We start from the raw sequence: 24,232 nt of genomic DNA on the forward strand, positions 1-24,232 counted from the left end.
TATATGTCCAGCCTCACTGATTCTCAACGTAAACATATCATAGAACTCCTGGAACAAGGTGCCGAGTTACCCTTGGATTATAAGCACTTATTGTTTCCGCCCGAGCGTCAGGAGTATGAGCTGGTGTACGCCGGCAAAAAGCGCGAAGAAGATATCCTGGCTGAAACGATGGGGGTGCCCCTGCAGCCGATCCGCGCCTTTGGCGGCAACGGCGATGGTTGGCACAATATGCTCATCTTTGGTGATAACCTTCAGGCAATGAAAACTCTCCTGAAAATGAAGGAACAGGGGCGACTGATAAATCCTGACGGTTCGCGGGGAGTGAAACTGGTCTATATTGACCCACCATTTGGAACAGGTAATGAGTATGGGCCAGCAAATGGTGAGATATCTTACTCAGCAAAAGTTCAAGGAGCTAGGTTTATTGAATTTCTTAGAAAGAGACTTATCTTTATCAGAGAATTACTCGCAGATACCGGTAGTGTTTTTGTTAGGTTAGATTATCACTTCGGACACTACTTAAAAGTAATAATGGACGAAGTTTTTGGCCAACACAATTTTAGAAACGAAATCGTCATTAGTAGGGTGAAGAGATCTTTACGAAATCTGACTAGATTCAATGTGAGTGTCGAATCATTATATTTTTACTCCAAAAGTTCTAACTACTACTTTAACAATCCTGAAACTTCTCGGAGATGCTATTATTGCGGAGCGGAGAAGGAACCACAGTGGTTGGACATGGTTTCTCCTGGTTTGAGAAATCCTCCAGAAAGAATCATTTTCGGTAAGAAGTATCTCCCAAGAAGGGGAAGGCACTTTACCTTTACTCAGGAGCGAATAGACGAATTAGCACGAGAAGGTAGAGTGAGGATTAATCCTGATATCTCTTACTACGACTTAAATGGCAATTTGGTTAAGGGACGCCCAGAATATTTACAAACCGAATCGGTACCAGTTGATAATAACTGGACAGATCTTAAAGGTTATGCCTTTACAACAGGCTATCCAACCGAGAATAGCGAGGAGTTACTAGAACGAGTAATCATTACTGCATCGGAAGTTGGGGATATTGTCCTCGACGCCTTTGCTGGTTCTGGTACAACACTGGCCGTGGCTGAAAAATTGGGCCGCCGCTGGATCGGGATAGATTGCGGTAAACTGGCCATTTATACCATTCAAAAAAGAATGCTTAATCTCAAGAGTGAAATCGGTAATAAAGGCAAGCCGTTAAAGCCTAAGCCATTCGTTCTTTATAACGCAGGCCTATACGACTTTGCACGCCTTAAAGAGCTGCCCTGGGAAGGATGGCGTTCCTATGCACTTGGCCTGTTTCAATGCCAAGATAAACCCCATAAAGTCGCTGGCATTGAACTGGACGGCTATCGCGGTGGCGACGACGTGCTGGTTTTCAATCACACCCTGGGTGGCGGTGTTGTCCTAGACTACGGCTTCATTGATGACTTACACGCCCAGATCGGTTCCAGGATTGGCCCGCGCTTTTTTATTATTGCCCCTGCTGCCAGTGTAGCATTCCTCGAAGACTACATAGATAAGGGGTGTACGCGATATTATATTCTGCGGATACCGTATTCTATTATTAACGAACTTCATAACTGTGATTTTGAAGCCATTACTCAGCCTGTGGATGAGGCACAGGTTAATGAAACGGTTGAAGCAGTTGGTTTCGACTTTATCAGGCCTCCAAAAGTCGAATGTGAATACTTTGTTCGCCGGCGTGAAGGTGGAGGAACCAAAGACGCCGTAGTGAAAATTAAGACTTTCAAGAGTGAGGCACTGGCAAAAGGAGCCAGCTCAAAAGGCAACTTAGAGACCCTCTCTATGGTTTTGGTGGATTATAACTACCCTTACGATCCGGCGCGTAAAGGGAAGGAACCTTTCCCACCGTTCCAACTTGATGCCGTCTTTTTTGCTAGTGATATCCAGGCGGCCGGTTGGGAAGTAAGGATGCCTTTTGATTTATTAGGTGAGTATATCATGGTGATTTATATAGACATTTACGGTAACGAGTATACCGAAGTTAAAGCGTCTGCAGACTTTGTTGAAAATATAGGCGAATAAGGGAGAATATGATCTATGCTTCACCAACAGCGATTTCGCAATGAGGATTTAGTCTTACGTGTTAGCCACAACGTTGACCCGGCTCTTTTCGACATCGCGCGGTACGAGCCATTTATTGAGGCGCTGTGCGGTACGCGCGTGTACCAGAAAGAAGCGATCCGCGTGGTGTTGCGGTACTTCTTGGGTGGCCGCTATGCCAACTTGCGGCAGTTGGCCGAAGAAAACTTTTATTCTAATGACGTTTTGAAAGAGCGGTATGCCACATTCCGAGATATGGAACACCATCTGCAGTTACCTGACCAACTTTCATGTTCGATTGACCTGGCAACTGCTACGGGCAAGAGTTACGTGATGTATGGTATCGCGCGCATCATGCTGGCGCACGGCGCAATAGACCGGGTCCTTGTGTTGTGTCCATCACGTACCATTGAAAAGGGCTTGACGGAAAAATTCCGCCAGCTTTCGGGCGATATGACACTCAAGAGCCTTCTGCCCGACGACTCCCGCGTACGTAATCCGCACATTATCAATGGTACGGAGTCCATCGTGGACGGCACAATTTGCATTGAAAACTTTCACGCCACCCTACAACATGTAAAGTCCTCTGTCCGAGACAGCCTGAAAGGCAAGGGTGAACGGACTCTAATTCTAAACGACGAAGTACATCACGTTTACAATCCGACTGGCAAAGACCTCAAGCGATGGAAGGAGTTTCTCCTCGACCCCGAATTCCGCTTTCGCTACATAGCTGGGTTTTCTGGTACTTGCTATATCGGTGATGAATACTTTGCCGATGTGATCTATCGTTACTCGCTGCGTCAGGCAATTGAGCAAGGCTATGTCAAGGCGATTGATTATGTGGCCGAAGACACGTCTACTTCCCAAGATGAAAAGTTTCAGAAGATATATGATAACCATCTTCAAAATAAAACGCATTTTTACCGAAAAGTCAAGCCACTAACCATTTTGGTTACGCGTGACATTGCCGCTTGCAAGCGATTAACAGGTGACTTGATTAATTTTTTGGCACAGCGAGAAGAAATTTCGACTGAGGAGGCAGCCAAAAAGGTACTGATTGTCACGTCAGCACGGGAGCACGAGGCCAATGTGCGGGTGCTGGAGGAAGTAGACCGGCCTGATAATCCGGTTGAATGGATTACCTCCGTAAGTATGCTTACCGAGGGTTGGGATGTCCAGAACGTATTTCAGATAGTACCGCATGAGGAACGTGCCTTTAATAGCAAGTTGCTTATCGCTCAAGTGCTGGGGCGCGGCTTGCGCATTCCCGATGCCTACCGTGGTGAACGGCCCGTTGTCACGGTATTTAATCACGATGCTTGGTCCAGCCGTATCAAGCATCTGGTGGACGAAGTGATGGAGATTGAAAAACGTGTGTACTCTTATCCGGTTACCAAATCACCGGACTATAATTTCACTTTGTACCAGATTGATTACAGCAAAACCCAGGAGATCGAAGAATTTCCGCAAACGGTTGAGTATGAGTTTACCAAAGGGTATATCACCCTGGTATCGCAAGTACCCGCTTTGGAGCGTGAGACCACTTATGTCCGCGCCACGACTGGGGAGCGGCGGCAAAAAAAGACCTTGGTCCGTTACCAGATGTTCACGGTGGATGAAGTAGCCGAGCATATTCACGCTAAACTTAAGGCTATCGATACTGAAGAAGGTACCAGTTATGCAGAAAGATATAGCTTCGACTGGTTGCGGGCATTGATTCGCGAATCTTTGCGCCGGGTAGGTGAAACTCGAGATCAGGTCAGCGAAGAAAACCGTCAACGACTGCAAAAAGCCTTTGGCGTAGTGCATCGTAAAGCTTCCAGATCTGTGCGTTACCGGATGACACCTAACGCCGTAATATCTATTAATACCGCTAACCGTAAGCGGAACAGCGTAGGGATAGGTTCTCTAAGGCGCGGCGAGGCGACCGTTTTCCTGGACGATAATTCACTTTTGCTGAGCGACGAAGAAACACAGGTGGTTCTACAGGCTATTTTGGACGATGAAGACCTGCCGCGATCCGCGGTACACAAAATAGACAATGGTTTTTATTTCAAAACGCCGCTTAATGTGGCTATAGCTGACCATAAGCCCGAGCGGGATTTTATTCGACAACTAACTAAGCCAGAGAATGCTACCGTTATTGATTCGTGGGTTAAGTCTACAGATCAGGAATTTTATCCGATTGAGTACGCCTGGCGGAAAGGAGAGCATCCTAAGCGTGGTTATTTCAACCCCGACTTTTTTATCAAAAGAGGTAGCCATATTTTGGTTATTGAGATAAAAGGAGACGAGGAGCTTCAGGAACCGTCCGATGAAAATAAGGCAAAATATAAAGCGGCCCGCCAACATTTTACAACGCTCAACGCGCTGCAATCCGAGCATATCTATCACTTTCATTTCCTGACGCCTAAAGACTACGACAAATTTTTTAAGTTTGTGAGGGACGGGAATTACAACTTTGTTTCAGAACTCGATGTAGCTCTTGATGAGAACGGTGACAGATAAAGAACGTACAGACATTTTTTTAAAGAAAAGCTGTATAGCACAATCAAATGACCGCCGGCGGGAACTGGTGGCGGCGATCAAGAAGAACCTGAGCATCGACTGGACCGACCACGAGAACGTGAAGGCGAAGATCCGGGCGGCGGTGAAGCGGCTGCTCCAAAGGTACGGGTATAAACCGGCGGCGTGTGCCGCGCTGGCGGTGGTCATTATGGAGCAGGCGGAGAGCCTCTACCGCGACTGGCCGGAGGCGGCGTAGGGTTTTGTTAACAGCGGGAGTTTTTCGAAACAAAGCGGCTTGAGGCAGGTTACTTCTGGGGAACAGGGGCTATAACGGATAGTGAAAACGCTTGATTTGGGTTATGATGAAGGTGCAGGGGGTGAAATATGATGAAACCTGTTCAGGTAGATTTACCCGATAAGTTGGCAGCGGAGATTACGGCGCTGGTGCAAGCGGGCTGGTTTCGCAGCGAGGATGAGGTTGTGCGCCTGGCGCTTTTGGAGTTCGTTCGGCGCCGCCGCTTTGAGTTAGCGGAACATTTTCAGCGGGAGGATATCGCGTGGGCGCTCCGGCAAAAGAAAGAAACGAAAACGTAAGGCGTATTGTGTCTAACACAGGCCCTCTCCTGCATCTTGGCGAAGCACAGGCCCTCAATTTGCTGGGGCAAGCGGGGGAAATCCACGTTCCGCAGGCCGTAGATATAGAGATGAGATTTCAAGCTGAAAAATGGCCGGAGCAACGGCCGGCATGGCTCATAGTAGATAACCTTGTTCCACCTCATAGCACAGAAGCGGAATTATGGCTGGAGGCGGGATTGCTTCATGCCGGAGAAGCCGAGGCGATTGCGCTCGCCCGCCAGATTTGTGCTGACTGGCTGGTAACCGATGATGCCGCTGCCCGCTTGTTTGCGCAGACATTGGGAATCGAGGTTCACGGGTCGCTCGGGATTGTCCTTTGGGCAGCAGCCACAGGCCGGCTTAACCGTCCGGAAGCGGAGGCTGTTTTGGACCGGCTGTCGCGTTCGTCGCTCTGGCTTTCGCCACGAGTACTGGCGGAGGCAAAAGCGGCGTTGGAAAAAATCTATTCTTAGTACCCAGAAAACTCCTGTGGTAACTAAGCTTGGCCAGGCCACCAACCGCCGGATCAGTAGAATGAAACCGAGCGAGTACCTGGCCAAGTTGGTTGCGTCTGAGAGGAAACAGGAAATCATGGCTACCCATTTGATTGACGAGGCAGCGCTGGCGGCTATGGAAAGAGATGATTACGAAGGCTTTTTGCAGGCGCGGGAGAAGCGGATTATGGCGGCGCTGGCAGCCTATCTGAAGGTTTAATCCGGGGGGAAACACGGTGCCGGCACGGGTGATGCACCAGAACGAGGCGATCAAAGAGCTTTTCCGCCGCAAGATTCAAGAGAAAGTGGCCCGCGAAAGGGAGAGGATGCTGCAGCGCATCGATGGTGAACTCCCTTCCTGGATTGCGTGGGCCTTGAAACCGGTTGCGGGCATATCCTTCGATATGCAGCGCCGCCGGGATAATAACCGGGGTGAGGGCGGCGAAAGTCGCGCCGCTTTCAATTTCTGGCTTTTTCTATCTAAGGAATGGGTCCTGGTTAACGATGTGGTTTTAGAGCCCAAGCCGGAGGAATTTATTCAGTTGGACCACGTCCTGATCGGGCCGCCGGGGATTTACCTGGTTGAAACCAAAGCCTGGGAAGGCGCCTTTACGGGGTTTAAAGACAGCTGGCGGCGCAAGGAAGGCGGCTCGTGGGTGCGGTGTGAGAGTCCGACGAAGCAAAATCTGCGCCACCTGCGCCTTTTTAAGTACTGGCTGGAGAATACGTTGGGCGACAGAATACCGGCCGAGATAGAGGCGTGGTTGTTCCCGGTAGTGCTCTTCACGAGGGCGAAGTGGCTCAGGGTCGAGGAATGTTCCATGCCGGTGTTCGAAAGTGGCATGGCTCTGGCTTGGCACATCCGCCGGCAGCAGAAAAGCATGGTGCTTCGCCCGGAGCAGATAGATGCCATAGCCGGAGCCCTGGTTAGCGCTGGGCCGCTCAGCGGTCAAAGAACACCGCCCGAGACACGGGAGCTTTTGCCTGAAGGCACAACTGCAAACGGAAATGCCTGCGGTTGCCGCACCGAAATCGGTAAGACCAGGAATGGCCGCTCTTATGTTAAGGTGTACGGAAAGAAAGAAGACGCCGAAGAGGTACACCGGAACTATAAAGCGGCGGGCAAAGAACCGGGTCTGCTGAAGCCGGATCGTTTTACAGAAGGCGCCTGGTTCTTCTACTTTACGGACGGGGCGCCGGCGAAAAAACAGCCGGATGAAGAATCAGTTTAAAGGAAGCGGGGCGGCGTTGTTGCCCGGTTGTCCCGGTCATTACGGAGCAGGCGGAGAGTCTCTACCGCGATTGGCCGGAGGCCGCCTGAGCGCTGGGCGGGCAGGGTTTATTAGGCGTGGAAGGGGGCTAAAATGATTAGTTGCAGAAGTGTTCGTAACGGTAGCCGGTTGTTAGTCGTTTGGAATCGGGAAACTGGTTGCGCTAATGGCGTGTAATGTATAAAATAATGTATAAAGGATAAAGCAGGAGCGGAAAAAATGATTCGTAAACAAATATATATTGCGCCTCATCAGGAGGCGCTTTTGAAGCGGAAGGCGCGAGCGCTTGGACTGGCGGAAGCGGAACTGGTACGGCAGGCTCTTGAGAAGCATCTGTGCGCCGGGGAGAGTATCCGGCCGAATCCGGACGCCTGGGAGGCGGAAAAGCGGTTTATCCGGAGCAGGATGAAGTTGGCTCAGGGTGGAACCCGCAAGGAGCGGCATTGGCGGCGCGAGGAGCTTTATGACCGGTAAGGTGCTGGTGGATACAAATGTTCTTGTTTACGCCTACGATTTCTCTGATCCGGTAAAGCAGGAGCAGGCTTTTAAGGTTCTTGATGAACTGGCGCAGTCAGGCCGGGGAGTGCTCAGTGCCCAAGTTCTGGCGGAGTTCGTCGTAGCCGTGACCCGCAAGATCGAGCAGCCGTTAGACCTCAAAGCGGTGCAGAAGAGCGTGGAAAATTACCTGAGTTCCTGGACCGTTTTCGACATTACAAGCTTTGTGGTGTTAGAGGCGGTGCGCGGTGTGCGTGAGCACCGCTTTTCTTATTGGGACGCGCAGATATGGGCCACCGCCAGACTTAACCAGATCCCCGTTGTTTTGAGTGAGGGCTTTGCTTCCGGGAGCACTGTTGAAGGGGTTACTTTTCTTAACCCTTTTGCCGCCGGTTTCGATTTGGCCCGGTTTCTTTGAAACGCGGTATATCACGATCGTCAATTCAGATGTTGCCAAATTGAAACGAGGAAAGCAGGATTTTCCCCCTACGGCTCGAATAGATAAAACGTTTTGCGCTATGGGAATGCTAAGCCGGGGGTACAGATGTTTGTTAGAACGGTAAGGGACGCCGCGCTTCTCCTATTCGGCACGGTCCTGGTGGCCCTGGGGCTTGACCTTTTCCTGGTGCCGAACAAGATCGCGGCGGGCGGCGTCAGCGGTATCGCCACGATCCTGCACCATCTCTTCGGCTTCCCGGTTGGCGCCACGATGCTGGTGCTCAACATCCCCCTTTTTCTGTGGTGCTTCTGGCGGCTTGGCTTCGGCGTCGGGCTCCGCTCGCTCTTCGGAACGGCCCTGCTTTCGGGCGTGGTGGACGGGCTGGTGCCTTTCCTGCCCGCGCTCACGACCAACCCGCTCCTGGCGAGCCTTTACGGTGGGGTGCTGGTGGGACTTGGCCTGGGCCTCGTTTTCCGGGCTAAGGCAACCACGGGCGGGACGGACCTGGCGGCGATGATCCTGCAGAGCTATGTAGGCATCAATGTCGGGCAGTTGCTTTTTTTGGTGGATGGGGCGGTGGTGCTGGCTGCCGGGTTCGCCTTCCGGTCGCCGGAGCTGGCCATGTACGCTATCATCACCATCTTCCTGTCGGCGTGGGTGATCGACCTTGTCCAGGAAGGCATCAGTTATACGAAGGCTTTTCTGATTATCTCGGAAAAGCACGCGGCAATCGCCCAGTTGATCCTCACGGAGCTGAACCGCGGCGCCACGCTCTTGCAGGGGAAGGGAGCCTACACCGGGGCTACGCGCACGCTGTTGTTGGCGGTTGTTTCGCGGAGCGAGGTGACGCGGTTGAAGGAAGCCGTTTACCGGATTGACCCCCGGGCCTTTGTGATCCTGGTGGATGCCCACGAGGTGCTGGGCGAAGGCTTCAAGGAGTTCAGGGGGTAGAGAGTTACTTAAATCGCTGGCCGCGCGGTTGGACGGCTGCACTAACGGAGGTATTTAGTCTTATGGAAGAGACCCTCATCTGGAAACTCGAGGCAAAGGCAAAGGAGATCCGGCGTTACATCATCCTGATGACGGCGGCTGCAGGATCGGGGCACCCAGGCGGCTCGCTTTCGGCGACCGATATCGTTACGGCGCTTTACTTCGGCGTGATGCGCCTTGATCCAAAACGGCCGGACGACCCGGACCGGGACCGCTTTGTCCTCTCCAAAGGGCACGCGGCGCCGCTTCTCTACGCTGCGCTGGCGCTCAGGGGCTTTTTCCCGGAGCAGGAGCTGATAACGCTCCGCAAGTTAGGAAGCCGGTTGCAGGGACATCCCGATATGCGCAAGCTCCCGGGCGTGGAGATGTCGACCGGCTCGCTCGGTCAGGGCCTGTCGGCGGCCAACGGCATGGCTTTAGCGGCGCGGCTTGACGGGCGGGACTACCGGGTTTACGTGCTGCTCGGTGATGGGGAGTGCCAGGAAGGGCAGGTTTGGGAGGCGGCGATGGCGGCGGCCCACTACCGGCTCGACAACGTGACGGCCTTCCTCGATTACAACGGCCTGCAGATCGACGGCCCGGTAGAAGAGGTTATGTCCCTCGGGGCGGTAGCCGACAAGTGGCGGGCCTTCGGCTGGAACGTGATCGAGATTGACGGTCATAACTTCCGCGAAATACTCGGGGCCGTTGCGGCGGCAAAGGAGACGAAGGGGAAACCAACGATGGTTATCGCCCGCACGGTGAAGGGGAAGGGGGTTTCCTTCATGGAAAACCAGGTGGACTGGCACGGCACGGCCCCCAAAGCTGACCAAGCCTCGCGGGCGTTAGAAGAATTGGAAGGCTGAGTGCGGCCAAGGAAAGCTACTTTAGGAGGGCTTGACGATGGCGGAAAAAATAGCTACGCGGGAGGCTTACGGCAGGGCGCTGGTAGCGCTCGGCGCGGCGAATCCAGATATAGTGGTCCTGGACGCGGACCTGGCGAAGTCGACCAAGACGATTGATTTTAAGAAGCGGTTTCCCGAGCGCTTCTTCGACTTTGGAGTGGCGGAGCAGAATATGATGGGCACGGCCGCTGGACTGGCGGCGGCAGGGAAGATTCCCTTCTGCTCCACCTTCGCGGTCTTTGCTACCGGGCGCGCCTTCGACCAGATCCGCCAGAGCATCGCCTACCCGCGGCTCAACGTTAAGATTGCCGCCAGCCACGCCGGGATCACCGTAGGTGAGGACGGGAGTTCGCACCAGTCGGTGGAGGACATCGCGCTTATGCGGGCGCTGCCCAACATGACGGTCTTTGTCCCGGCTGACGCGGTGGAGGTGGCGGGCGCCGTGAAGGCGGCGGTGGCGCTTGACGGGCCGGTGTACATTCGCTTGGGGCGGGCGCCCGTGCCGGTGATCCACGGGGAGGATTTCGTCTTTCGCCCGGGCGAAGCGGTGCTTCTCCGGCCGGGGAACGACGCGACCGTTATCGCCACCGGGATTATGGTTGCGGCGGCGCTGGAAGCTGCAGCGGTGCTGGCGCAGGAAGGGGTGGCGGTGCGGGTGCTCAACGTCCACACCATAAAGCCGCTCGACGTAGCGGCGGTGACGCGCGCGGCCCTGGAGACCGGTGCGGTGGTTACGGCGGAGGAGCACAGCATTATCGGCGGTCTGGGAAGCGCGGTGGCGGAGGTTCTCGGCGAGCATTGCCCGGTGCCGCTGAAACGGGTGGGCATCCGGGATACCTTCGGCGAATCGGGGAAACCCCAGGAACTTCTCGAAAAATACGGGCTGACGCCGGCGGACATCGTAGCGGCGGTAAAAGAGGTTTTGGGGCGAAAAGGGAAAAATTCGTAGATAGAGCGCTGTAGTTGCAGCAATACCGGTTTTGAGCGGGAGTTTCTCCCGCTTTTTATTTTTTGTTGCCCGGTGGCAAAATGAAATTTACTTTTTTTCCGTTTTTTAGAGGATTTCTCGGGGGAATGTCGAATCTAAAAAAACGTTGCCGTTTGGCCGATTAACTATAAAAGAATTTATACTTCAGGGTGGTTGGCGGTGATACGTTTTTACAACGTAACCAAGGTATACCCGAACGGTGCTAAGGCATTGGTGGACGTCACGTTCACCCTCAACCGGGGGGAATTCGTCTTCGTGGTGGGACCAAGCGGCGCGGGGAAGACCACCCTCGCCAAGCTTATCTACCGGGAAGAGCTGCCTACCCGGGGGCAGGTGATCTTCAACGGAAAAAACATCGCGCGGCTGCGGCCCCGGGAGGTTTCGCTGCTGCGCCGGCAGGTCGGGATGGTTTTTCAGGATTTTCGCCTCCTGCCACGGAAAACGGTTTTCGAGAATGTAGCCTTGGCGCTGGAGATTACCGGCCAGCCCTGGCGGGAGATTAAGAAACGGGTCCCGGAGGTTCTATCCCGGGTTGGGCTTCTGAGTAAGGCGAACTCTTTTCCGTACCAGCTTTCCGGCGGGGAGCAGCAGCGGGTGTGCTTAGCGCGGGCGCTCGTTAACCGGCCCGCCCTGGTGATCGCGGACGAGCCGACTGGTAACCTGGATGCGGAGAACGCGCGGGAACTGATCCGCCTTCTGCTCGAAATCAACCGGGACGGCACGACGGTCCTGATGGCTACGCACGCGCTCGATATCGTCAACGTCCTCCAGAAGCGCGTGATCGCCCTGGACGAAGGCCGCCTGGTAGAATACGCGATGCAGGAGAGTTACCGGTATGGCACTTAGGATCCTCTGGCGCTGGTGGCGGGAAGCTTTCGTTTCGCTTTTTCGCAACGGCTGGCTGGCGGCTTCGGCTACGGGAATGGTCCTGGTTTCGCTCTTTCTCCTCGGCTTCGTTTCCCTTTTCGCGCTTAACGCGGCCCATTTTTCGCGCTTGGTCGAAAACCAGGTTGAGGTTGCCGTTTTTCTGCAAGATAACCTTGCTCCTGATCTCGTCCGGCAGCTCGGGCGGGAACTCCGGCAGATTGAGGGCGTCGCGCAGGTGACCTTTGTTTCGAAGGAAGAGGCGCTGGCCAAGCTGAAACGCGATCTGGGTGACAAAAGCGGCCTTTTGAGCGGGTTAGAAGAGCAAAACCCGCTGCCCGATTCCTTTCGCTTACGCCCCAAGGATGCGGCGGCGGTGCCCCTGATCGCCAAAGAGGCAGCGGCCCTTCCGGGCGTAGAGAAGGTGCGTTACGGCGAGGGGGTTGTGGAAAAGCTTGTTAAGATTACCAATTCAGTGCGGCTTGCCGCCCTTGCTCTGGTGGCTCTTTTCGGACTGGCTGCGGTCTTCCTGATTGTAACCACCATCCGGCTCTCTATTTTATCGCGTCAAGAGGAAATTGGCATTATGAAGCTTCTCGGAGCGACCAACTGGTTTATCCGCGGCCCCTTCATTCTGGAAGGGTTGATCATCGGGACGAGCGGGGCTTTGTTAGCGACCGCTATTCTTTACTGGGGGTACGCTGCGCTTGTGGGCCAGATAGAGCAGGCGGCACTGATCTTTTTCCAGCCGGTTACCGAGAAGGCGGTGTTGCTGCCCGTTTTCGGCGCCATTTTCGGGGCGGGTCTAATTCTTGGGGCTTTATCAAGCGCGCTTTCGGTCCACCGTTTTCTCACCGTGTGATTTGAACGCCGCACGTCGAACGTAGAACCTTTTTGCAGGAGGGCGGAAGGGCTTGAGATTCGGCCGGCGAACAGTTGCGGTAGTAGTGGTCTTGGCGCTTATTTTCGGCTTCTGGTCGGCGGCTTGGGGGCAGAGTCTGGAGGAGAAACTCCAGGAAACGAGGCAGAAAATAAACCAGAAGCGCCAGGTAGTAAAGCAGACCAAGCGGACCATTCAGGCCTTCACCGAAGAGATTGCCGCTCTGGACCGGTCCATAGAAGCGAAAGCCCGCGAGATAGAAGCGCTCACGGTAAGACTTGGGGAAACCGAGGCGGAGCTGGCCCGGGCAGAAGAGGAGCTCGCGGCGGCGGAAGCGCGCCTGCGGGAGACGGAAGCGCAGTTCCGGCAACGCCTCCGCGACATTTATACGGAAGGAAGCGTCGGCTACCTCGATTTTCTCCTCGGGGCCAGTGATTTTAACGATCTTATCTCGCGGGTCGAGTTTCTTAAGCATATCCTCGCCTACGACGCGGCGCTGGTGAATGAGATGACTACCCGGCGGGCTGAGGTGACGGAGTACAGGAACCGGGTGGCCCAGCGCCGCGATCTGCTCGCTTCCCTCCGCTCCCAGGAGAAGGCGGCCCAAGCCGCGTTGCTCGCCCGGCAGGATGAAAAGGAGTCGCTCCTCTCGCGGGCGCAGTACGACCTGGAACGATTTCAGGCGGAACTTGACGCTTTAGAGGAACGCGAGCGCGAAATTCTGCGTCAGATCGCCATCGAGCGGGCCAAAAGGGCAAAACGGGCCGCCGGGGCGCTTGAGTGGCCGGTTCCGAGTTCGGGGGTTATCTCCTCGGGGTTTGGGAACCGGATGCATCCGATACTCCACGTGGTCCGGTTCCACTCGGGGATCGATATTCCGGCGCGTTACGGCGCTACGGTGGTGGCGGCCCAGGACGGCACCGTTATTTACGTAGGGACGCTGCGCGGCTACGGCAACGTGGTCATGGTTGACCACGGCGGTGGGCTTACCACCTTGTACGCGCACCTGTCGTCCTCCTGTGTCGGCGAAGGCCAGGAGGTGAAGCGTGGGGAGAGAATAGCTGCCGTAGGCAGCACGGGGCTTTCTACCGGGCCCCACCTCCATTTCGAGGTCCGGGTGAACGGCACGCCGGAGAACCCGCTCAATTATCTCTGAGCTGCTGGCTGGTCCGGTGTAAGGGCGGGGCAGCCCCTGTTTGGTTCGCCACCGGATGCTTCTGCTGGTGGTCTTTTTATCGTCTGGGGCCGCTATTTATGGTATAATAGGGCAGGTTTTTGCTAAAACCGCTACGGGAGTTGAAGAAGTGCGGCTTTCGCGTACGGGTCGCTTCTGGCTGGTTACCTTTCTCGCGGTGCTCCTTATTGTCGGCTGCCTGGTGGGCGCGGCGGTTATGGCGCTTGGCTACCGGCAGGTAGAAAACCTCCTTGAGGTCATTACCATCATCCGCTCCGACTACCTGCACGAAGTAAGCACGCGCCGTCTGGTGGAGGGCGCGGCGAAGGGAATTGTAGGAGCACTTGGCGATCCTTATTCGGTTTACCTCGAGCCGGAAACCTTTAAGCACCTTCAGGAACAGATCCGCGGTTCATTCGGGGGTCTGGGTATCCTTGTAGGGATGAAGGACCAGCGCCTTACCGTCATCAAGCCCTTTCCGGATACGCCCGCCGGCCGGGCGGGGGTCAAGGCGGGTGACGTCATTGTGAAGATCGAGGACCGGCAAACGCAGGGTCTCGACCTGGAAACGGCGGTGAGTCTCATGCGGGGACCGGTCGGCACTACGGTTACGCTGACGCTGATGCGGCCCGGAAGCGGACCGCTAACCCTGACGCTTGAGCGGGAAGAGATCACGGTTCCGACGGTAGAAGGGAAACTTCTCCCCGGCGGAATCGGCTACCTCACCATCAGCCAGTTTACCGAGCGGACGCCGGCTGAGGTGCACCAGGTTCTCGGCAAGCTGCGGGCGAAGGGCATGCGGGCGCTCATCCTTGATTTGCGGGATAATCCCGGCGGGGAGTTGCAGGCTGCGGTGCGGGTAGCGGACTATTTTGTACCCCCGGGGCCGGTGGTCTACGTTGATTACCGCAACGACAAGGACGAGGTTTACAGCGCGAGCGGGCCCCGGCTGGGGCTACCTCTCGTAGTGCTGGTGAACGAGAATAGTGCCAGCGCGGCGGAGATCGTGGCAGCCGCCATCAAGGAGACGGGCAGCGGCAAAATCGTAGGCACCCGGACCTTCGGCAAGGGGGTTGTGCAGTCGGTTTACCCGCTCAAAAATGGCGCCGGGCTGAAGCTTACCACGGCCCGCTACCTGACGCCGCGGAAGCACGATATCAACGGGAAAGGCGTGGAGCCGGACGTGAAGGTGGAGCAACCGGCGAACGGGGAGGACCGGCAGCTTGCGGCCGCCCAGGAGATTTTGCGCGGGGCAGGGCGGTAGTGGCCGGCGTAGCAGCGCCCGGGGAAAAGACGGTTGCCCGCTGACCCGTTGACAACCTGGCGCTGGGCCACCTATAATTTTACGTCGAAAAGGCTGTCACGGGGCCTCTTAATGGCGTGATAGGAGAATTTTTACAAGAATAGGAGTGGGGTTAAAGTGTGCGAGGCTAACGCTTACCTGCGCGAAGGAGATAAAGAGGAACTGGTTCTGGAAATGGTCGATAAAGTGGTGCCTTACGAGGACGGTCTGCTTCTCGAGGATATTTACGGCCGGCGGAAGATCATCAAGGCGAAGATTAAGGAACTGGCCCTTGTGGACCATAAGATCATCCTCGAAAGAGACTGACGCGTTAAAGGAAGTCTTTCAGCCCGTAAAGCGGGCTTTTCTTTTATTGCTCTGGGGCGAGGAGCCGGGAAAAGTGAAGGGAGTAAAAGAAAGCCTGCAACTTACCTTTGAGGATCTGATCGGCCCGCAGACCCTCGAAGAACTGAAAAAGAGCGTGGCCGCGTGCCAGAAGTGCGGTCTTGCCGCCGGGCGAACTAACGTGGTTTTCGGGGAGGGAAACCCCTTTGCCCTCCTGATGCTCATAGGCGAAGGCCCAGGGGCGGACGAAGACCGGCTCGGGCGGCCTTTTGTCGGCGCGGCGGGCCAGTTGCTCGACAGGATCCTGGCTGCCTGCGGCATCACCCGGGAAGAGGTGTACATCGCCAATATTGTCAAGTGCCGCCCGCCTGGCAACCGGGTGCCGCTGAAGGAGGAGGCGGAGGCTTGCCTGCCTTATTTACGGCGGCAGATTGAGCTCATCCGGCCGCGGTTGATCGTGCTCCTTGGCTCAACCGCCCTTCACTACTTGATTGGTGGGGGAACGGGGATCACCAAAATGCGCGGTCAATGGCTGGGGCCTATTTTTGGTGCCAGGGTGATGCCGACCTACCACCCGGCGGCGCTGCTGCGCGATCCTTCGAAGAAGCGTCCGGTCTGGGAAGATTTTCAGAAGGTGCGGGACGCTTATTTCGCCCTCAAGAAGGGCGCCGGACCTTCTTAAGGGGACTGGCGTAGTGCGGGTTAAGGGGCGGGTGGCGGCTTCCAGGCGGTTACGCCCTCCCGGCGGGCAGTCTTCAAAAGGGCGACCAGCCGCCGCTCGAGAGCACCGATATTAAAAATGATCCAGTCGATGAAGTCCGGTTCCGAAAAATCGAGTTGTCGGTAACCAAGCTGTAGCAGGGCAAGCGTTTCGTGGAATTCTATCAGGATGGGCGAGGGCCCTTCTTTTTTGCGGTCTAACCAGGCGAGGCGCACCCTATCACTTCCTTAATTTTTGCGGTAACCCAGCCTTCCTTTTCGCCTAGATCTCCCTGGTCGGCAACTTTTTAAGGCGCCGGAAACAGGTCAGTAAATTTTTATGTTGCCGGCGGTGCTTATAGCACTCGCGGCCGCAAAATCTTGCCGCTTTAGCCCGGCGGAGAATTTCTGGCGCTGGCGGGCAAGATAATTTTAAGGGCTGTTTTCGCCAGGGGTGAGCGGAGATGTCGCGCAGGCGTCTGAGAGGTGCGCTGGCGCTGGTGCTGTTGATCCTGTTTCTGGCCGGGGGATGCCCGCGGAAGGCGCCGCGCAAGCCCGTTTTGCCGCTAAAAATCGGGCTGTGCGTCGCCGATGCGGCACGGGACGGGAATACAGTTGTCAGACTGGTGATGTCGCAAAAGGCACGCGCCGAGAAGGTTAGGATCATCTTCGCCGACGCGCAAAACGATCCGGCACGGCAGGAGCGAGAGCTCGAACGGCTGGTGAAAAAAGAGCGGGTAAAGGCGGTGGTGGTGCAGTTCGTCGACCCGGCGGCGGCCGGGGGAATGGTGCGGCGGCTACGGGAGGCAGGGGTGAAGGTGGTAGCGCTGGAAACGCTGGTCCCGGATGCGCCGTTAGACGCCTATATCGCTTCCGACCACGCGCGGGCGGGGGAGCTTTTGGGGCGCTTTGTGGTCGAAAGCTTGCCGGGCGGCGGCACATCGCCGGCACGGGTGCTTTTTCTGGGCGGTGATCCGGACGACCCAGGGATGGCCGCAGTCGGAGCGGCCTTCCGGGGCGTTCTGGGCGCCTACCCGGCGGTGGCGGTCACCGTGGAAAACGTGCCCCGTAGCGACCCGCGGGCGGTGGGCCCCCTGGTTACGGGTACGCTGGACCGTTACGGCAACGCGGTGGACGCTGTGGCGGCTGCTGACAGCCGCTTCGCGGTGGCTGCCGTGGAAGTGCTCCGGGCACGGGGCCTGGTTGGGCGTGTAGTGACGGCAGGAGTGGGGGCCGACCGCCGGGCGACAGACCTGATGAGCGCCGGGCAGCACGGCGCCGAAGTGGACGTGCAGCCGGAGATGCTCGGGACGGCCGCGCTGCGGGCGGCGGTGGACCTGGTGCGGCGCGGGGAGTGGGCCTACGAGACGCGCGTCGCGACCGGAGACTTCAGCATTCCGGCGCAGATTGTTCCTGTTCGGCTCATCCGGCCGGCAAACCTTTATCTGCTTACGGAACGGTGGCGAAAGTACGGCGGCGGGGCTGGTCCGGACAAGGGTTCATCACGCAGCGAAGGCGCCGGTGGCGGCGGCGGAGCCGGTAAAGGCGGCAAAAAGGGTGCGGAAAAGAAAACCCGGCTGCGCGTCACCACGCAGGACGGCCGCACAGTGGAAATCGACGTCCCGGGCGAGGTGAAGAAAATTGAGACAGTGAAGTGACTCGCTCGGTCTTTGGTGCCCCCTTGCGTTGGGGGGGGAATATTTTGTATACTAAAATAAAAAAGCGGCGCTGAATTCTCTTCGGAGAAGCGGGGGACCCATTTCTTTTGGGGTGAATCCTGGCACTCGATCCGTGCTAACTTTCGGGCCTTGTTCGGGCACTCTATTTTCCAGCGAGGGCGGATTGGTTAACGGAGAATTTTGAGTGTCAGGTAGGGTTAGCTTTCGACCCGAACCCGTCAGCTAACCTCGCAAGCGTGGAAAGCTGGCCTTGCTAGGAGGCAGGTAAGGTATTGCTTTTTGCGCTCCGGAAGAGGATTCCGGAGCGTTTTAGTTTTGTCTGGCAGGTGGTGTGCAATGATGGTAAACCGTTGCCCTGACACCAGCGTTTTAACTCCTGAGGAGAAACGGCGGATAGCGCTTGAAAGGGCCAGGGAACTCAAAAGCCGTATTGCCGATTATCTAACGGTCCGGGACGCGATACCTACTGGTTTTGCCTGGGCAGAGAAAATTGGGTATTACAAAGCGCGGATAATTGAGCTCTTGGAGGCTTCGGCCTCGGACTGGGAAGACTGGCGCTGGCAGATGCGGAACCGGATTAGCGATGCCGCTTTTTTAGCAAAGTTGGTTGATCTGCCGGAAACACTTTTGGAGGAGATTAATGAAGTCGCGAAACACTACCGGTGGGCGATTTCTCCTTACTACGCAGCCGTTGTTGCCGCTGCGGGTCCGGGCAGCCCGGTTTGGCGCCAGGCGGTGCCGTCGCTGGAGGAACTGCAGGATAGTGGCGGTAGCCTCGATCCGATGGCCGAGGAGTTGACCTCTCCCGCGCCCGGGATTACCCGGCGGTATCCCGACCGCCTGATTATCAACGTAACGAATGTGTGCGCTATGTACTGCCGCCATTGCCAGCGGCGGCGTAACATCGGGGAGGTCGACCGCCACCAGCCGCGCCGGGTGCTGGAGGCCGCCCTTGACTATATCCGGTCGAACCCGGAGATCCGGGATGTATTGGTTACCGGTGGTGACGCCTTGCTTCTGCCGGACCACCAGTTAGATTGGTTGCTCGGCGAACTGCACCGCATCCCCCACGTCGAGATTAAGAGGTTGGGTACGCGGACGCCGGTGACGCTGCCGCAGCGCATTACCGAAGAGTTGTGTGCTGTTTTGACCAAGTACCCGCCCATTTACCTCAACACCCAGTTCAACCACCCGCTGGAGGTAACGCCAGAGGCGGCGCAGGCCTGCGACCGGCTGGTCCGCGCCGGTGTGGTTCTCGGCAACCAGGCGGTGCTCCTGCGGCACGTAAACAACGATCCCTTCGTAATGCGCCGTTTGAACCAGGAGTTGTTAAAGATCCGGGTTCGCCCCTACTACCTCTTTCAGGCCAAGGAGGTCCGCGGTACGCGGCACTTTATTACTGCGGTCGAGGAAGGGCTGGAGATTATGGAGCAGTTGCGCGGCTACACTTCCGGACTGGCTGTACCCACTTACATCATTAACGCCCCGGGCGGGTTGGGCAAGACTCCGGTAACGCCTGGCTATATCCTCGACCGGAAGCCCGGCCGGATTGTGCTGCGCACCTGGGAAAACCGGGTGGTAGCGTATCCGGCCGAGGTTGCGGCTGAAGAAACCACCTGCCCCAAAGATGCGGGAAGAGCGAAGCAGGCCCGGAAGCCGCCGGTGCTTTAGGAGGGTGGTGCCATAGTGGGTAGATTATTAATCGTTTCCAACAGGTTACCGGTGACCGTGCTCCAGAAGAAGGGCGGCTACCGCTTTTTCCCCAGTATTGGCGGCCTGGCCACGGGACTAAAGTCGCTTCAGCGGTCGTGGGAGAGCCTCTGGATCGGCTGGCCGGGGGAGATCCAGGACGAAGAGGCGCGCGCGGAGCTGCGGGCGCGCCTGCTGACAGAATTTAACTGCCACCCGGTATTCCTTTCTCCTGCCGACGTAGAAAAATACTACGGTGGTTTCAGCAACCGCACCATCTGGCCGCTCTTCCACTACTTCCCCGTTTATACCGTCTACGACGAAAGCTACTGGGAGGCCTATGAGCGGGTGAACCGGCTTTTCTGCCGGGAGATACTCCGGGTGGCAAGGCCTGATGATACCATCTGGGTGCACGATTACCATCTGATGCTGCTCCCGAAAATGCTCCGGGAGAAGCTCCCGGACGCGGCGATCGGCTTTTTCCTGCACATCCCTTTCCCGTCCTTTGAACTCTTCCGCCTTCTCCCGTGGCGGCGGGATATTTTAGAAGGCTTGTTAGGTGCTGACCTGGTGGGCTTCCATACCTATGATTACGCCCGGCACTTCTTAAGCAGCGTCCTCCACATCCTGGGCTACGACCATAAATTAGGGGAAATCATCACCCGGGAACACGCAGCGAAGGTTGATTCCTTTCCTATGGGGATAGATTACGAACGCTTCTCCGGAGCCACTGCATTACCTGCCGTGCGAAGAGAGATAAGGCTATTGCGGCAGCAGTTGGGGGACACGAAAGTGGTGCTGTCTATTGACCGGTTGGATTATACCAAGGGCATTCCGCAGCGCCTTGAAGCGTTCAGCCTTTTTCTGAAGAAGTACCCGGAGTGGCGCGGCAAGGTAACCCTGCTTTTAGTGACCGCGCCTTCGCGGGTAAGCCTCGACCAGTACCGTCTGTTGCGAAGGCAGGTGGATGAGCTTGTCGGGCGGATCAACGGGGAGTACGGGAGCGTCGGCTGGACGCCCATCCGCTACCTCAACCGCACCTTAACCTTCCATCCGCTGGCGGCAATGTATGCGGTGGCCGATGTGGCGCTGGTCACGCCCCTGCGGGACGGGATGAACCTGATCGCGAAGGAGTATATCGCTACCCGCCGGGACGGGAAAGGCGTGCTGATCATCAGCGAGATGGCCGGGGCGGCGAGCGAGTTAGGCGAGGCGCTGGTGATAAACCCCAATAACAAGGCAGAAGTCGCGGAGGCGCTGCATTTGGCGCTGCAGATGCCGGAGGAAGAGCAGGTAGCCCGTAACCGGGTGATGCAGGAGCGGTTGAAACGGTGGAACGTGGCCTGCTGGGCGGAGAAATTTATGGAAAAATTGGCGGAAGTGAAAGAACGCCAGGAAGCGTTTTTGGTGAAGCGCCTGCGGCAGGCAAACAAAGAGCGCCTGGTGCGGGACTACGCGTCGGCTAAGCGCCGGCTGTTGCTGTTAGATTACGATGGGACACTCACCGGTTTTTTCGGCCGGCCGGAGGAGGCGAGGCCAGGTAACGAAATCCTGGAACTGCTTGCGCGAATGGCTGCCGTGCCTGGGAACGAGGTCGTTCTTATCAGCGGCCGGGACAAGGAGACTTTAGAGGACTGGTTTGGGGACTTAGGGATCGGCCTGATCGCCGAGCACGGCGTATGGATCAAGGAGCAGGAAAAGGACTGGGAGATGATCGAACCGCTGACCAACGAGTGGAAAGAGGCGATCCGGCCGGTGCTCGAGTTGTACGTTGACCGGACCCCGGGCGCCTTTATCGAAGAAAAGGGGTTTGCGCTCGTCTTTCACTACCGCAAGGCCGAACCGGAATTGGGCGCGCTGCGGGCGCGGGAACTGGTAAACCACTTGCTCAACCTTACCGCCAACCTGCACCTCCAGGTGTTAGAAGGAAACAAGGTGGTCGAGGTAAAGAACGCGGGAATTAATAAAGGCAGAGCGGCGTTACGCTGGATTGGCCGCGCGGCGTGGGATTTCATCCTCGCTGCGGGAGACGACCGGACCGACGAGGATCTCTTCGCCGTTCTTCCGGAGACAGCCTACTCGCTAAAGGTGGGGCTGACTCCCTCGCGGGCCCGGTTCAACCTTCCTTCGCCCAAGGAGGTGCTATCGTTGTTAGAGAAGTTGGTAGATTTAGGACCCAGACACGGATAGGTTTTGGGGCGGCGACGCTGGCGCAGTCTTCCCTTTAACAACACTGCCGGGCCGGGCGGTGTTTTTATTTAATTTTGAAAAGGTGGGTGGGCAGGAGTTTGGTAACTGGTTAACGAAGTAAATTTAGTAAAACTGTGGAGGTGGGGAGAGATGCGCCGGTTTCGCTTGGTTCTGTTTCTCTGCGGGCTTTTTTCATTGATGGTGGCCGCGCCTGCCCTGGCCCAGGGGGAAAACGTGCCGGTGAGCCTGGAGCAGGCGATCCGCACCGCGCGGGCGAACCTCAGCATCCCGCCGGAGTGCACCGTTTTTAATTCCGGCTTCGAGCAGGGGCCGCTCGGGAGCTTTTGGCAGCTCAACTGGCTGAGTCCCAGGGGATTAAGAAACGTTAGCGTGAACGTGGACGCCTGTACCGGTGAAATCGTGAGCTTTCATTCTTTCCGGGCAGGTGGGGAGCCGGCCGGCCGCCTGCCGCGCTACTCCCGGGAGGAGGTGCGGCCGGTAGCGGAAGCGCTGGTGAAAAGGTTAGCCCCGCAGAAGTGGGGGGTGCTGCGGCTTGAGGCTGCACCCGGGCGCTCCTGGGATGCAGCGCAGCATGCTTTTATTTACGTCCGTTACGTGAACGGCATCCCCTTTCCGGAAAACGGCGTGCGGGTGGTGGTGGACGGGAACACCAAGGAAGTGATAGAGTACACGCTGAGCTGGACCGCGGACGCGGTCTTCCCCGCGGCTAAAGGGATGCTGCCGCGGGAGGAGGCGCTGCGGCGCTACCGGGAGCAGGTGCAGCCGCACCTCCAGTACTTCGTGCCCGTAGCGCCGGAGAACCCCGAGCGCCAGCGGCCTTACCTGGTTTATTCCCTGGAGCCGGAGGAACTGGCGGTGGATGCCTTCACCGGGAAGGTGCTCACGGGAATGACGCCTGCCGCCACGCCTTTCGGTGAGATGTTCGGGGTGCCGGGCGGAGGCGGAGAGAGGGCTTTTTCTCCGGCGGAGCAGCGGGAAATAGAAGCAGTAGGTGAGTTGCTCCCGGCGGCGAAGGCGGTGGCGGTGGTACGAGAGCTTGTGCCGCAGGCCGCCGCGGCGGACCTCGACCGGAGCAGCCTCAATGTCGGCGGCCCCTGGCAGGAGGAGAAGGTGTGGCAGCTCTCTTTCAGCAATAAGGACCGCGGGCTCCGCATCGATGCGGTAGTCAGCGCGGTAACCGGTGAACTTTTGCATCTTTACGTTATGTCAACGGAAAACGAGGAGCCCCGGCCGGTGGTTGCGGCAAAGCGGCAGGAAGCGAAGCTCGACCGGGAAGAGGCGCGCCGGATAGCGGAAGAGTTCCTGAAAAAAGCGGCCCCGGCCCTTTTGCCGGAGGCGCGGTGTGCGCAGTGCGAGTTTTTCGCCCTACCCTACCCGAATCCCGCCTACCACTGCGTTTACCAGCGGTACGTCAACGGCTTGCCGTGCCCGAGCAACTCCCTGTCGGTACAGGTGGATGCGGTGACGGGCGAGGTGATCGGCTACAGCCGGCAGTGGGTCCGGGCGGTCTTCCCCCCGCCGGCGGAGGCCATAACCCCCGCAGCGGCCCTGGAGCGTTACCTCGACGCCTTTGGTTTTGAACCCCGCTACATCCGGCTGGTTGCCGGGACACCGCGGGAGGTTTTCAGCGATCCTGATGATCCTTTCGGCTGGAAGAAGGCGGAGATCCGCCTGGTTTACGCGCTGAAGCTGCCTGGAGGCTACCCGGCGGTCTGGCTCGACGCGCAGAGCGGTGAGTTTATCGATTACGAAGGGAATCCGGTAGCGGTGAAACCGGCGCCCGCTTTCAGCGACGTGGCGGGGAGCCGCTTCGCGCAGGAGATCGGCCTCTTGAAGGAAGCGGGTGTTGTCAAGGGCTGCCAAGGCCGCTTCCGGCCCCGCGACCCCGTGACGCAGGCGGAATTAGTGGCGATGATCGTGGCGGCACAAAGCCCGGTCGCGGTGCCGCAGGCGGCAGGAGGCGCGCCTTGGTACAGCGAGGCTTACGAGCAGGCGCGGCTGCGCGGCATTATCGAGGCAAAGGAGATAGCGCCGGACCGGCCGGTCCAGCGCCTGGAGCTGGCGCGACTGTTGGTGCGGGGCCTCGGCTACCGGCAGGTGGCGGAGTTACCGGAGCTTTACCGGCTTCCCTTCGCGGATGCCGCCGGGGTGCCGCTTGCGGACCGGGGCTACGCCGCGCTGGCCTGGGGGTTGAGGCTCTTTCCGTGGCCGGGCGGCGATTTTGGTCCGGCGGCGGTTGTAAAGCGGGAGGAGGCGGCGGCAGCAATAGTGCGGTTCCTGCGGGCGCCGCGTCCCTGCAATGCGGGATAGAATTGCCGTTCGACAGGTTGTTCGTTTTAGGACGGAAGGCGGGTATAAGTTCTTTCCCCGGTGGAGCCGCAGAGGTTTTACGCGGCGCTGCGGGCCCGGCTTGACGGCATTGCAGGTTAGTAATGCTGCCTAGCGCATCCGGCACCTAAAGTGAAGGAGTGAAAAACGTATGTGGCGCAGGCGGGCGGCGGCTGGTGTACTCGTCGGGTTGGGTGGAGTGCTAACAAGCTTTTGTATCTGGTTTTTCTGGTGCCGTCTGGTTCCGGCCCCCGGAAGGGGGCCGGTTGTTTTGTGGTATAATTGAGAAAACAGGGCCTT

The 24,232-nt window shown here is 57.4% G+C and carries 23 protein-coding genes and 1 riboswitch; of the genes, 22 read left to right on the plus strand and 1 reads right to left on the minus strand.

From position 1 onward, the window contains the following. The first annotated feature begins 3 nt into the window (after positions 1-3). From EDD75_RS00985 to EDD75_RS01070, 18 genes are all read left to right on the plus strand, one after another. Positions 4-2,079: a site-specific DNA-methyltransferase gene (locus tag EDD75_RS00985; RefSeq protein ID WP_123926748.1), complete on the plus strand. Its 2,076-nt coding sequence runs from the start codon at positions 4-6 to the stop codon at positions 2,077-2,079. Between the two features lie 15 nt (positions 2,080-2,094). Further along, positions 2,095-4,605 (plus strand): DEAD/DEAH box helicase family protein, encoded by a 2,511-nt coding sequence (locus tag EDD75_RS00990; RefSeq protein WP_123926751.1) that lies wholly within the window; start codon positions 2,095-2,097, stop codon positions 4,603-4,605. A gap of 67 nt (positions 4,606-4,672) precedes the next feature. Further along, positions 4,673-4,861 carry a type I restriction enzyme endonuclease domain-containing protein gene (locus EDD75_RS00995; protein ID WP_211328030.1) on the plus strand — a complete coding sequence of 63 codons (189 nt, stop codon included), beginning with the start codon at positions 4,673-4,675 and terminating at the stop codon, positions 4,859-4,861. A gap of 131 nt (positions 4,862-4,992) precedes the next feature. After that, on the plus strand, positions 4,993-5,199 hold the full coding sequence (locus EDD75_RS01000; RefSeq protein WP_211328031.1) for a ribbon-helix-helix domain-containing protein: 207 nt from the start codon (positions 4,993-4,995) through the stop codon (positions 5,197-5,199). Then, positions 5,163-5,693, plus strand: coding sequence for a PIN domain-containing protein (locus EDD75_RS01005; protein ID WP_123926760.1), 531 nt, complete (start codon positions 5,163-5,165; stop codon positions 5,691-5,693). Before EDD75_RS01000 ends, EDD75_RS01005 begins: the two co-directional genes overlap by 37 nt. A 61-nt stretch (positions 5,694-5,754) precedes the next feature. Next, a complete protein-coding gene (locus EDD75_RS01010) occupies positions 5,755-5,934 on the plus strand; it encodes a hypothetical protein (protein ID WP_123926762.1) in 180 nt (59 codons plus the stop codon). A 16-nt stretch (positions 5,935-5,950) separates the two neighbouring features. Then, entirely contained in the window at positions 5,951-6,946 is a 996-nt protein-coding gene (locus tag EDD75_RS01015; RefSeq protein ID WP_123926765.1) for a nuclease-related domain-containing protein, read from the plus strand. Positions 6,947-7,249: 303 nt separating this feature from the next. Next, entirely contained in the window at positions 7,250-7,459 is a 210-nt protein-coding gene (locus EDD75_RS01020; RefSeq protein ID WP_211328032.1) for a hypothetical protein, read from the plus strand. After that, a complete protein-coding gene (locus tag EDD75_RS01025; protein ID WP_123926770.1) occupies positions 7,449-7,898 on the plus strand; it encodes a PIN domain-containing protein in 450 nt (149 codons plus the stop codon). Before EDD75_RS01020 ends, EDD75_RS01025 begins: the two co-directional genes overlap by 11 nt. A 126-nt stretch (positions 7,899-8,024) precedes the next feature. Beyond that, positions 8,025-8,870 (plus strand): YitT family protein, encoded by an 846-nt coding sequence (locus EDD75_RS01030; RefSeq protein ID WP_123926773.1) that lies wholly within the window; start codon positions 8,025-8,027, stop codon positions 8,868-8,870. A gap of 62 nt (positions 8,871-8,932) precedes the next feature. Then, positions 8,933-9,754 (plus strand): transketolase, encoded by an 822-nt coding sequence (locus EDD75_RS01035; protein WP_123926776.1) that lies wholly within the window; start codon positions 8,933-8,935, stop codon positions 9,752-9,754. Positions 9,755-9,791: 37 nt separating this feature from the next. Next, the gene (locus tag EDD75_RS01040) at positions 9,792-10,742 is read left to right on the plus strand and encodes a transketolase family protein (RefSeq protein WP_123926779.1); all 951 of its coding nucleotides are present in this window, start codon (positions 9,792-9,794) and stop codon (positions 10,740-10,742) included. 198 nt (positions 10,743-10,940) lie between these two features. Then, positions 10,941-11,627 carry a cell division ATP-binding protein FtsE gene (gene ftsE / locus EDD75_RS01045; protein ID WP_123926782.1) on the plus strand — a complete coding sequence of 229 codons (687 nt, stop codon included), beginning with the start codon at positions 10,941-10,943 and terminating at the stop codon, positions 11,625-11,627. After that, positions 11,617-12,507: a permease-like cell division protein FtsX gene (ftsX, locus tag EDD75_RS01050; protein WP_123926784.1), complete on the plus strand. Its 891-nt coding sequence runs from the start codon at positions 11,617-11,619 to the stop codon at positions 12,505-12,507. The genes ftsE and ftsX overlap by 11 nt, the downstream gene beginning before the upstream one ends. 52 nt (positions 12,508-12,559) lie before the next feature. After that, positions 12,560-13,681, plus strand: a complete 1,122-nt coding sequence (locus tag EDD75_RS01055) for a murein hydrolase activator EnvC family protein (RefSeq protein ID WP_123926787.1) — start codon at positions 12,560-12,562, stop codon at positions 13,679-13,681. 148 nt (positions 13,682-13,829) lie between these two features. Then, positions 13,830-14,963 (plus strand): S41 family peptidase, encoded by a 1,134-nt coding sequence (locus EDD75_RS01060; RefSeq protein ID WP_245963017.1) that lies wholly within the window; start codon positions 13,830-13,832, stop codon positions 14,961-14,963. Between the two features lie 156 nt (positions 14,964-15,119). After that, positions 15,120-15,308 carry a CooT family nickel-binding protein gene (locus EDD75_RS01065; RefSeq protein ID WP_123926790.1) on the plus strand — a complete coding sequence of 63 codons (189 nt, stop codon included), beginning with the start codon at positions 15,120-15,122 and terminating at the stop codon, positions 15,306-15,308. A 73-nt stretch (positions 15,309-15,381) separates the two neighbouring features. Continuing rightward, positions 15,382-16,008, plus strand: a complete 627-nt coding sequence (locus EDD75_RS01070; RefSeq protein ID WP_342780945.1) for a uracil-DNA glycosylase — start codon at positions 15,382-15,384, stop codon at positions 16,006-16,008. Positions 16,009-16,028: 20 nt separating this feature from the next. Here EDD75_RS01070 and EDD75_RS01075 read toward each other — a convergent pair whose 3' ends face one another. Beyond that, a complete protein-coding gene (locus EDD75_RS01075; RefSeq protein ID WP_123926793.1) occupies positions 16,029-16,262 on the minus strand; it encodes a hypothetical protein in 234 nt (77 codons plus the stop codon). A 227-nt stretch (positions 16,263-16,489) separates the two neighbouring features. Here EDD75_RS01075 and EDD75_RS01080 point away from each other — a divergent pair, with 227 nt between their 5' ends. The 4 genes from EDD75_RS01080 (at position 16,490) to EDD75_RS01095 (ending at position 23,914) form a co-directional block, all read left to right on the plus strand. After that, entirely contained in the window at positions 16,490-17,683 is a 1,194-nt protein-coding gene (locus EDD75_RS01080) for a sugar ABC transporter substrate-binding protein (protein ID WP_123926796.1), read from the plus strand. A gap of 58 nt (positions 17,684-17,741) precedes the next feature. Further along, positions 17,742-17,956: riboswitch (cyclic di-AMP (ydaO/yuaA leader) on the plus strand. Positions 17,957-18,040: 84 nt separating this feature from the next. Continuing rightward, entirely contained in the window at positions 18,041-19,375 is a 1,335-nt protein-coding gene (eam, locus tag EDD75_RS01085) for a glutamate 2,3-aminomutase (RefSeq protein ID WP_245963018.1), read from the plus strand. 15 nt (positions 19,376-19,390) lie between these two features. Further along, positions 19,391-21,583 (plus strand): bifunctional alpha,alpha-trehalose-phosphate synthase (UDP-forming)/trehalose-phosphatase, encoded by a 2,193-nt coding sequence (locus EDD75_RS01090; RefSeq protein ID WP_123926799.1) that lies wholly within the window; start codon positions 19,391-19,393, stop codon positions 21,581-21,583. A 150-nt stretch (positions 21,584-21,733) separates the two neighbouring features. After that, positions 21,734-23,914, plus strand: a complete 2,181-nt coding sequence (locus tag EDD75_RS01095; protein WP_123926803.1) for a YcdB/YcdC domain-containing protein — start codon at positions 21,734-21,736, stop codon at positions 23,912-23,914. The last annotated feature ends 318 nt before the right edge of the window (positions 23,915-24,232 follow it).

This window comes from Thermodesulfitimonas autotrophica (genome assembly GCF_003815015.1).
GTDB classification, from domain to species: Bacteria; Bacillota; Desulfotomaculia; order Desulfotomaculales; family Ammonificaceae; genus Thermodesulfitimonas; species Thermodesulfitimonas autotrophica.

Coding starts and splice junctions, on each gene's coding strand:
- ftsX (WP_123926784.1), top strand. CDS start 11,617: ATGGCACTTAGGATCCTCTGGCGCTGGTGGCGGGAAGCTTTCGTTTCG.
- EDD75_RS01080 (WP_123926796.1), top strand. CDS start 16,490: ATGTCGCGCAGGCGTCTGAGAGGTGCGCTGGCGCTGGTGCTGTTGATC.
- EDD75_RS01010 (WP_123926762.1), top strand. CDS start 5,755: ATGAAACCGAGCGAGTACCTGGCCAAGTTGGTTGCGTCTGAGAGGAAA.
- EDD75_RS01095 (WP_123926803.1), top strand. CDS start 21,734: ATGCGCCGGTTTCGCTTGGTTCTGTTTCTCTGCGGGCTTTTTTCATTG.
- EDD75_RS01030 (WP_123926773.1), top strand. CDS start 8,025: ATGTTTGTTAGAACGGTAAGGGACGCCGCGCTTCTCCTATTCGGCACG.
- EDD75_RS01025 (WP_123926770.1), top strand. CDS start 7,449: ATGACCGGTAAGGTGCTGGTGGATACAAATGTTCTTGTTTACGCCTAC.
- eam (WP_245963018.1), top strand. CDS start 18,041: ATGATGGTAAACCGTTGCCCTGACACCAGCGTTTTAACTCCTGAGGAG.
- EDD75_RS01035 (WP_123926776.1), top strand. CDS start 8,933: ATGGAAGAGACCCTCATCTGGAAACTCGAGGCAAAGGCAAAGGAGATC.
- EDD75_RS01040 (WP_123926779.1), top strand. CDS start 9,792: ATGGCGGAAAAAATAGCTACGCGGGAGGCTTACGGCAGGGCGCTGGTA.
- EDD75_RS01000 (WP_211328031.1), top strand. CDS start 4,993: ATGAAACCTGTTCAGGTAGATTTACCCGATAAGTTGGCAGCGGAGATT.
- EDD75_RS00985 (WP_123926748.1), top strand. CDS start 4: ATGTCCAGCCTCACTGATTCTCAACGTAAACATATCATAGAACTCCTG.
- EDD75_RS00990 (WP_123926751.1), top strand. CDS start 2,095: ATGCTTCACCAACAGCGATTTCGCAATGAGGATTTAGTCTTACGTGTT.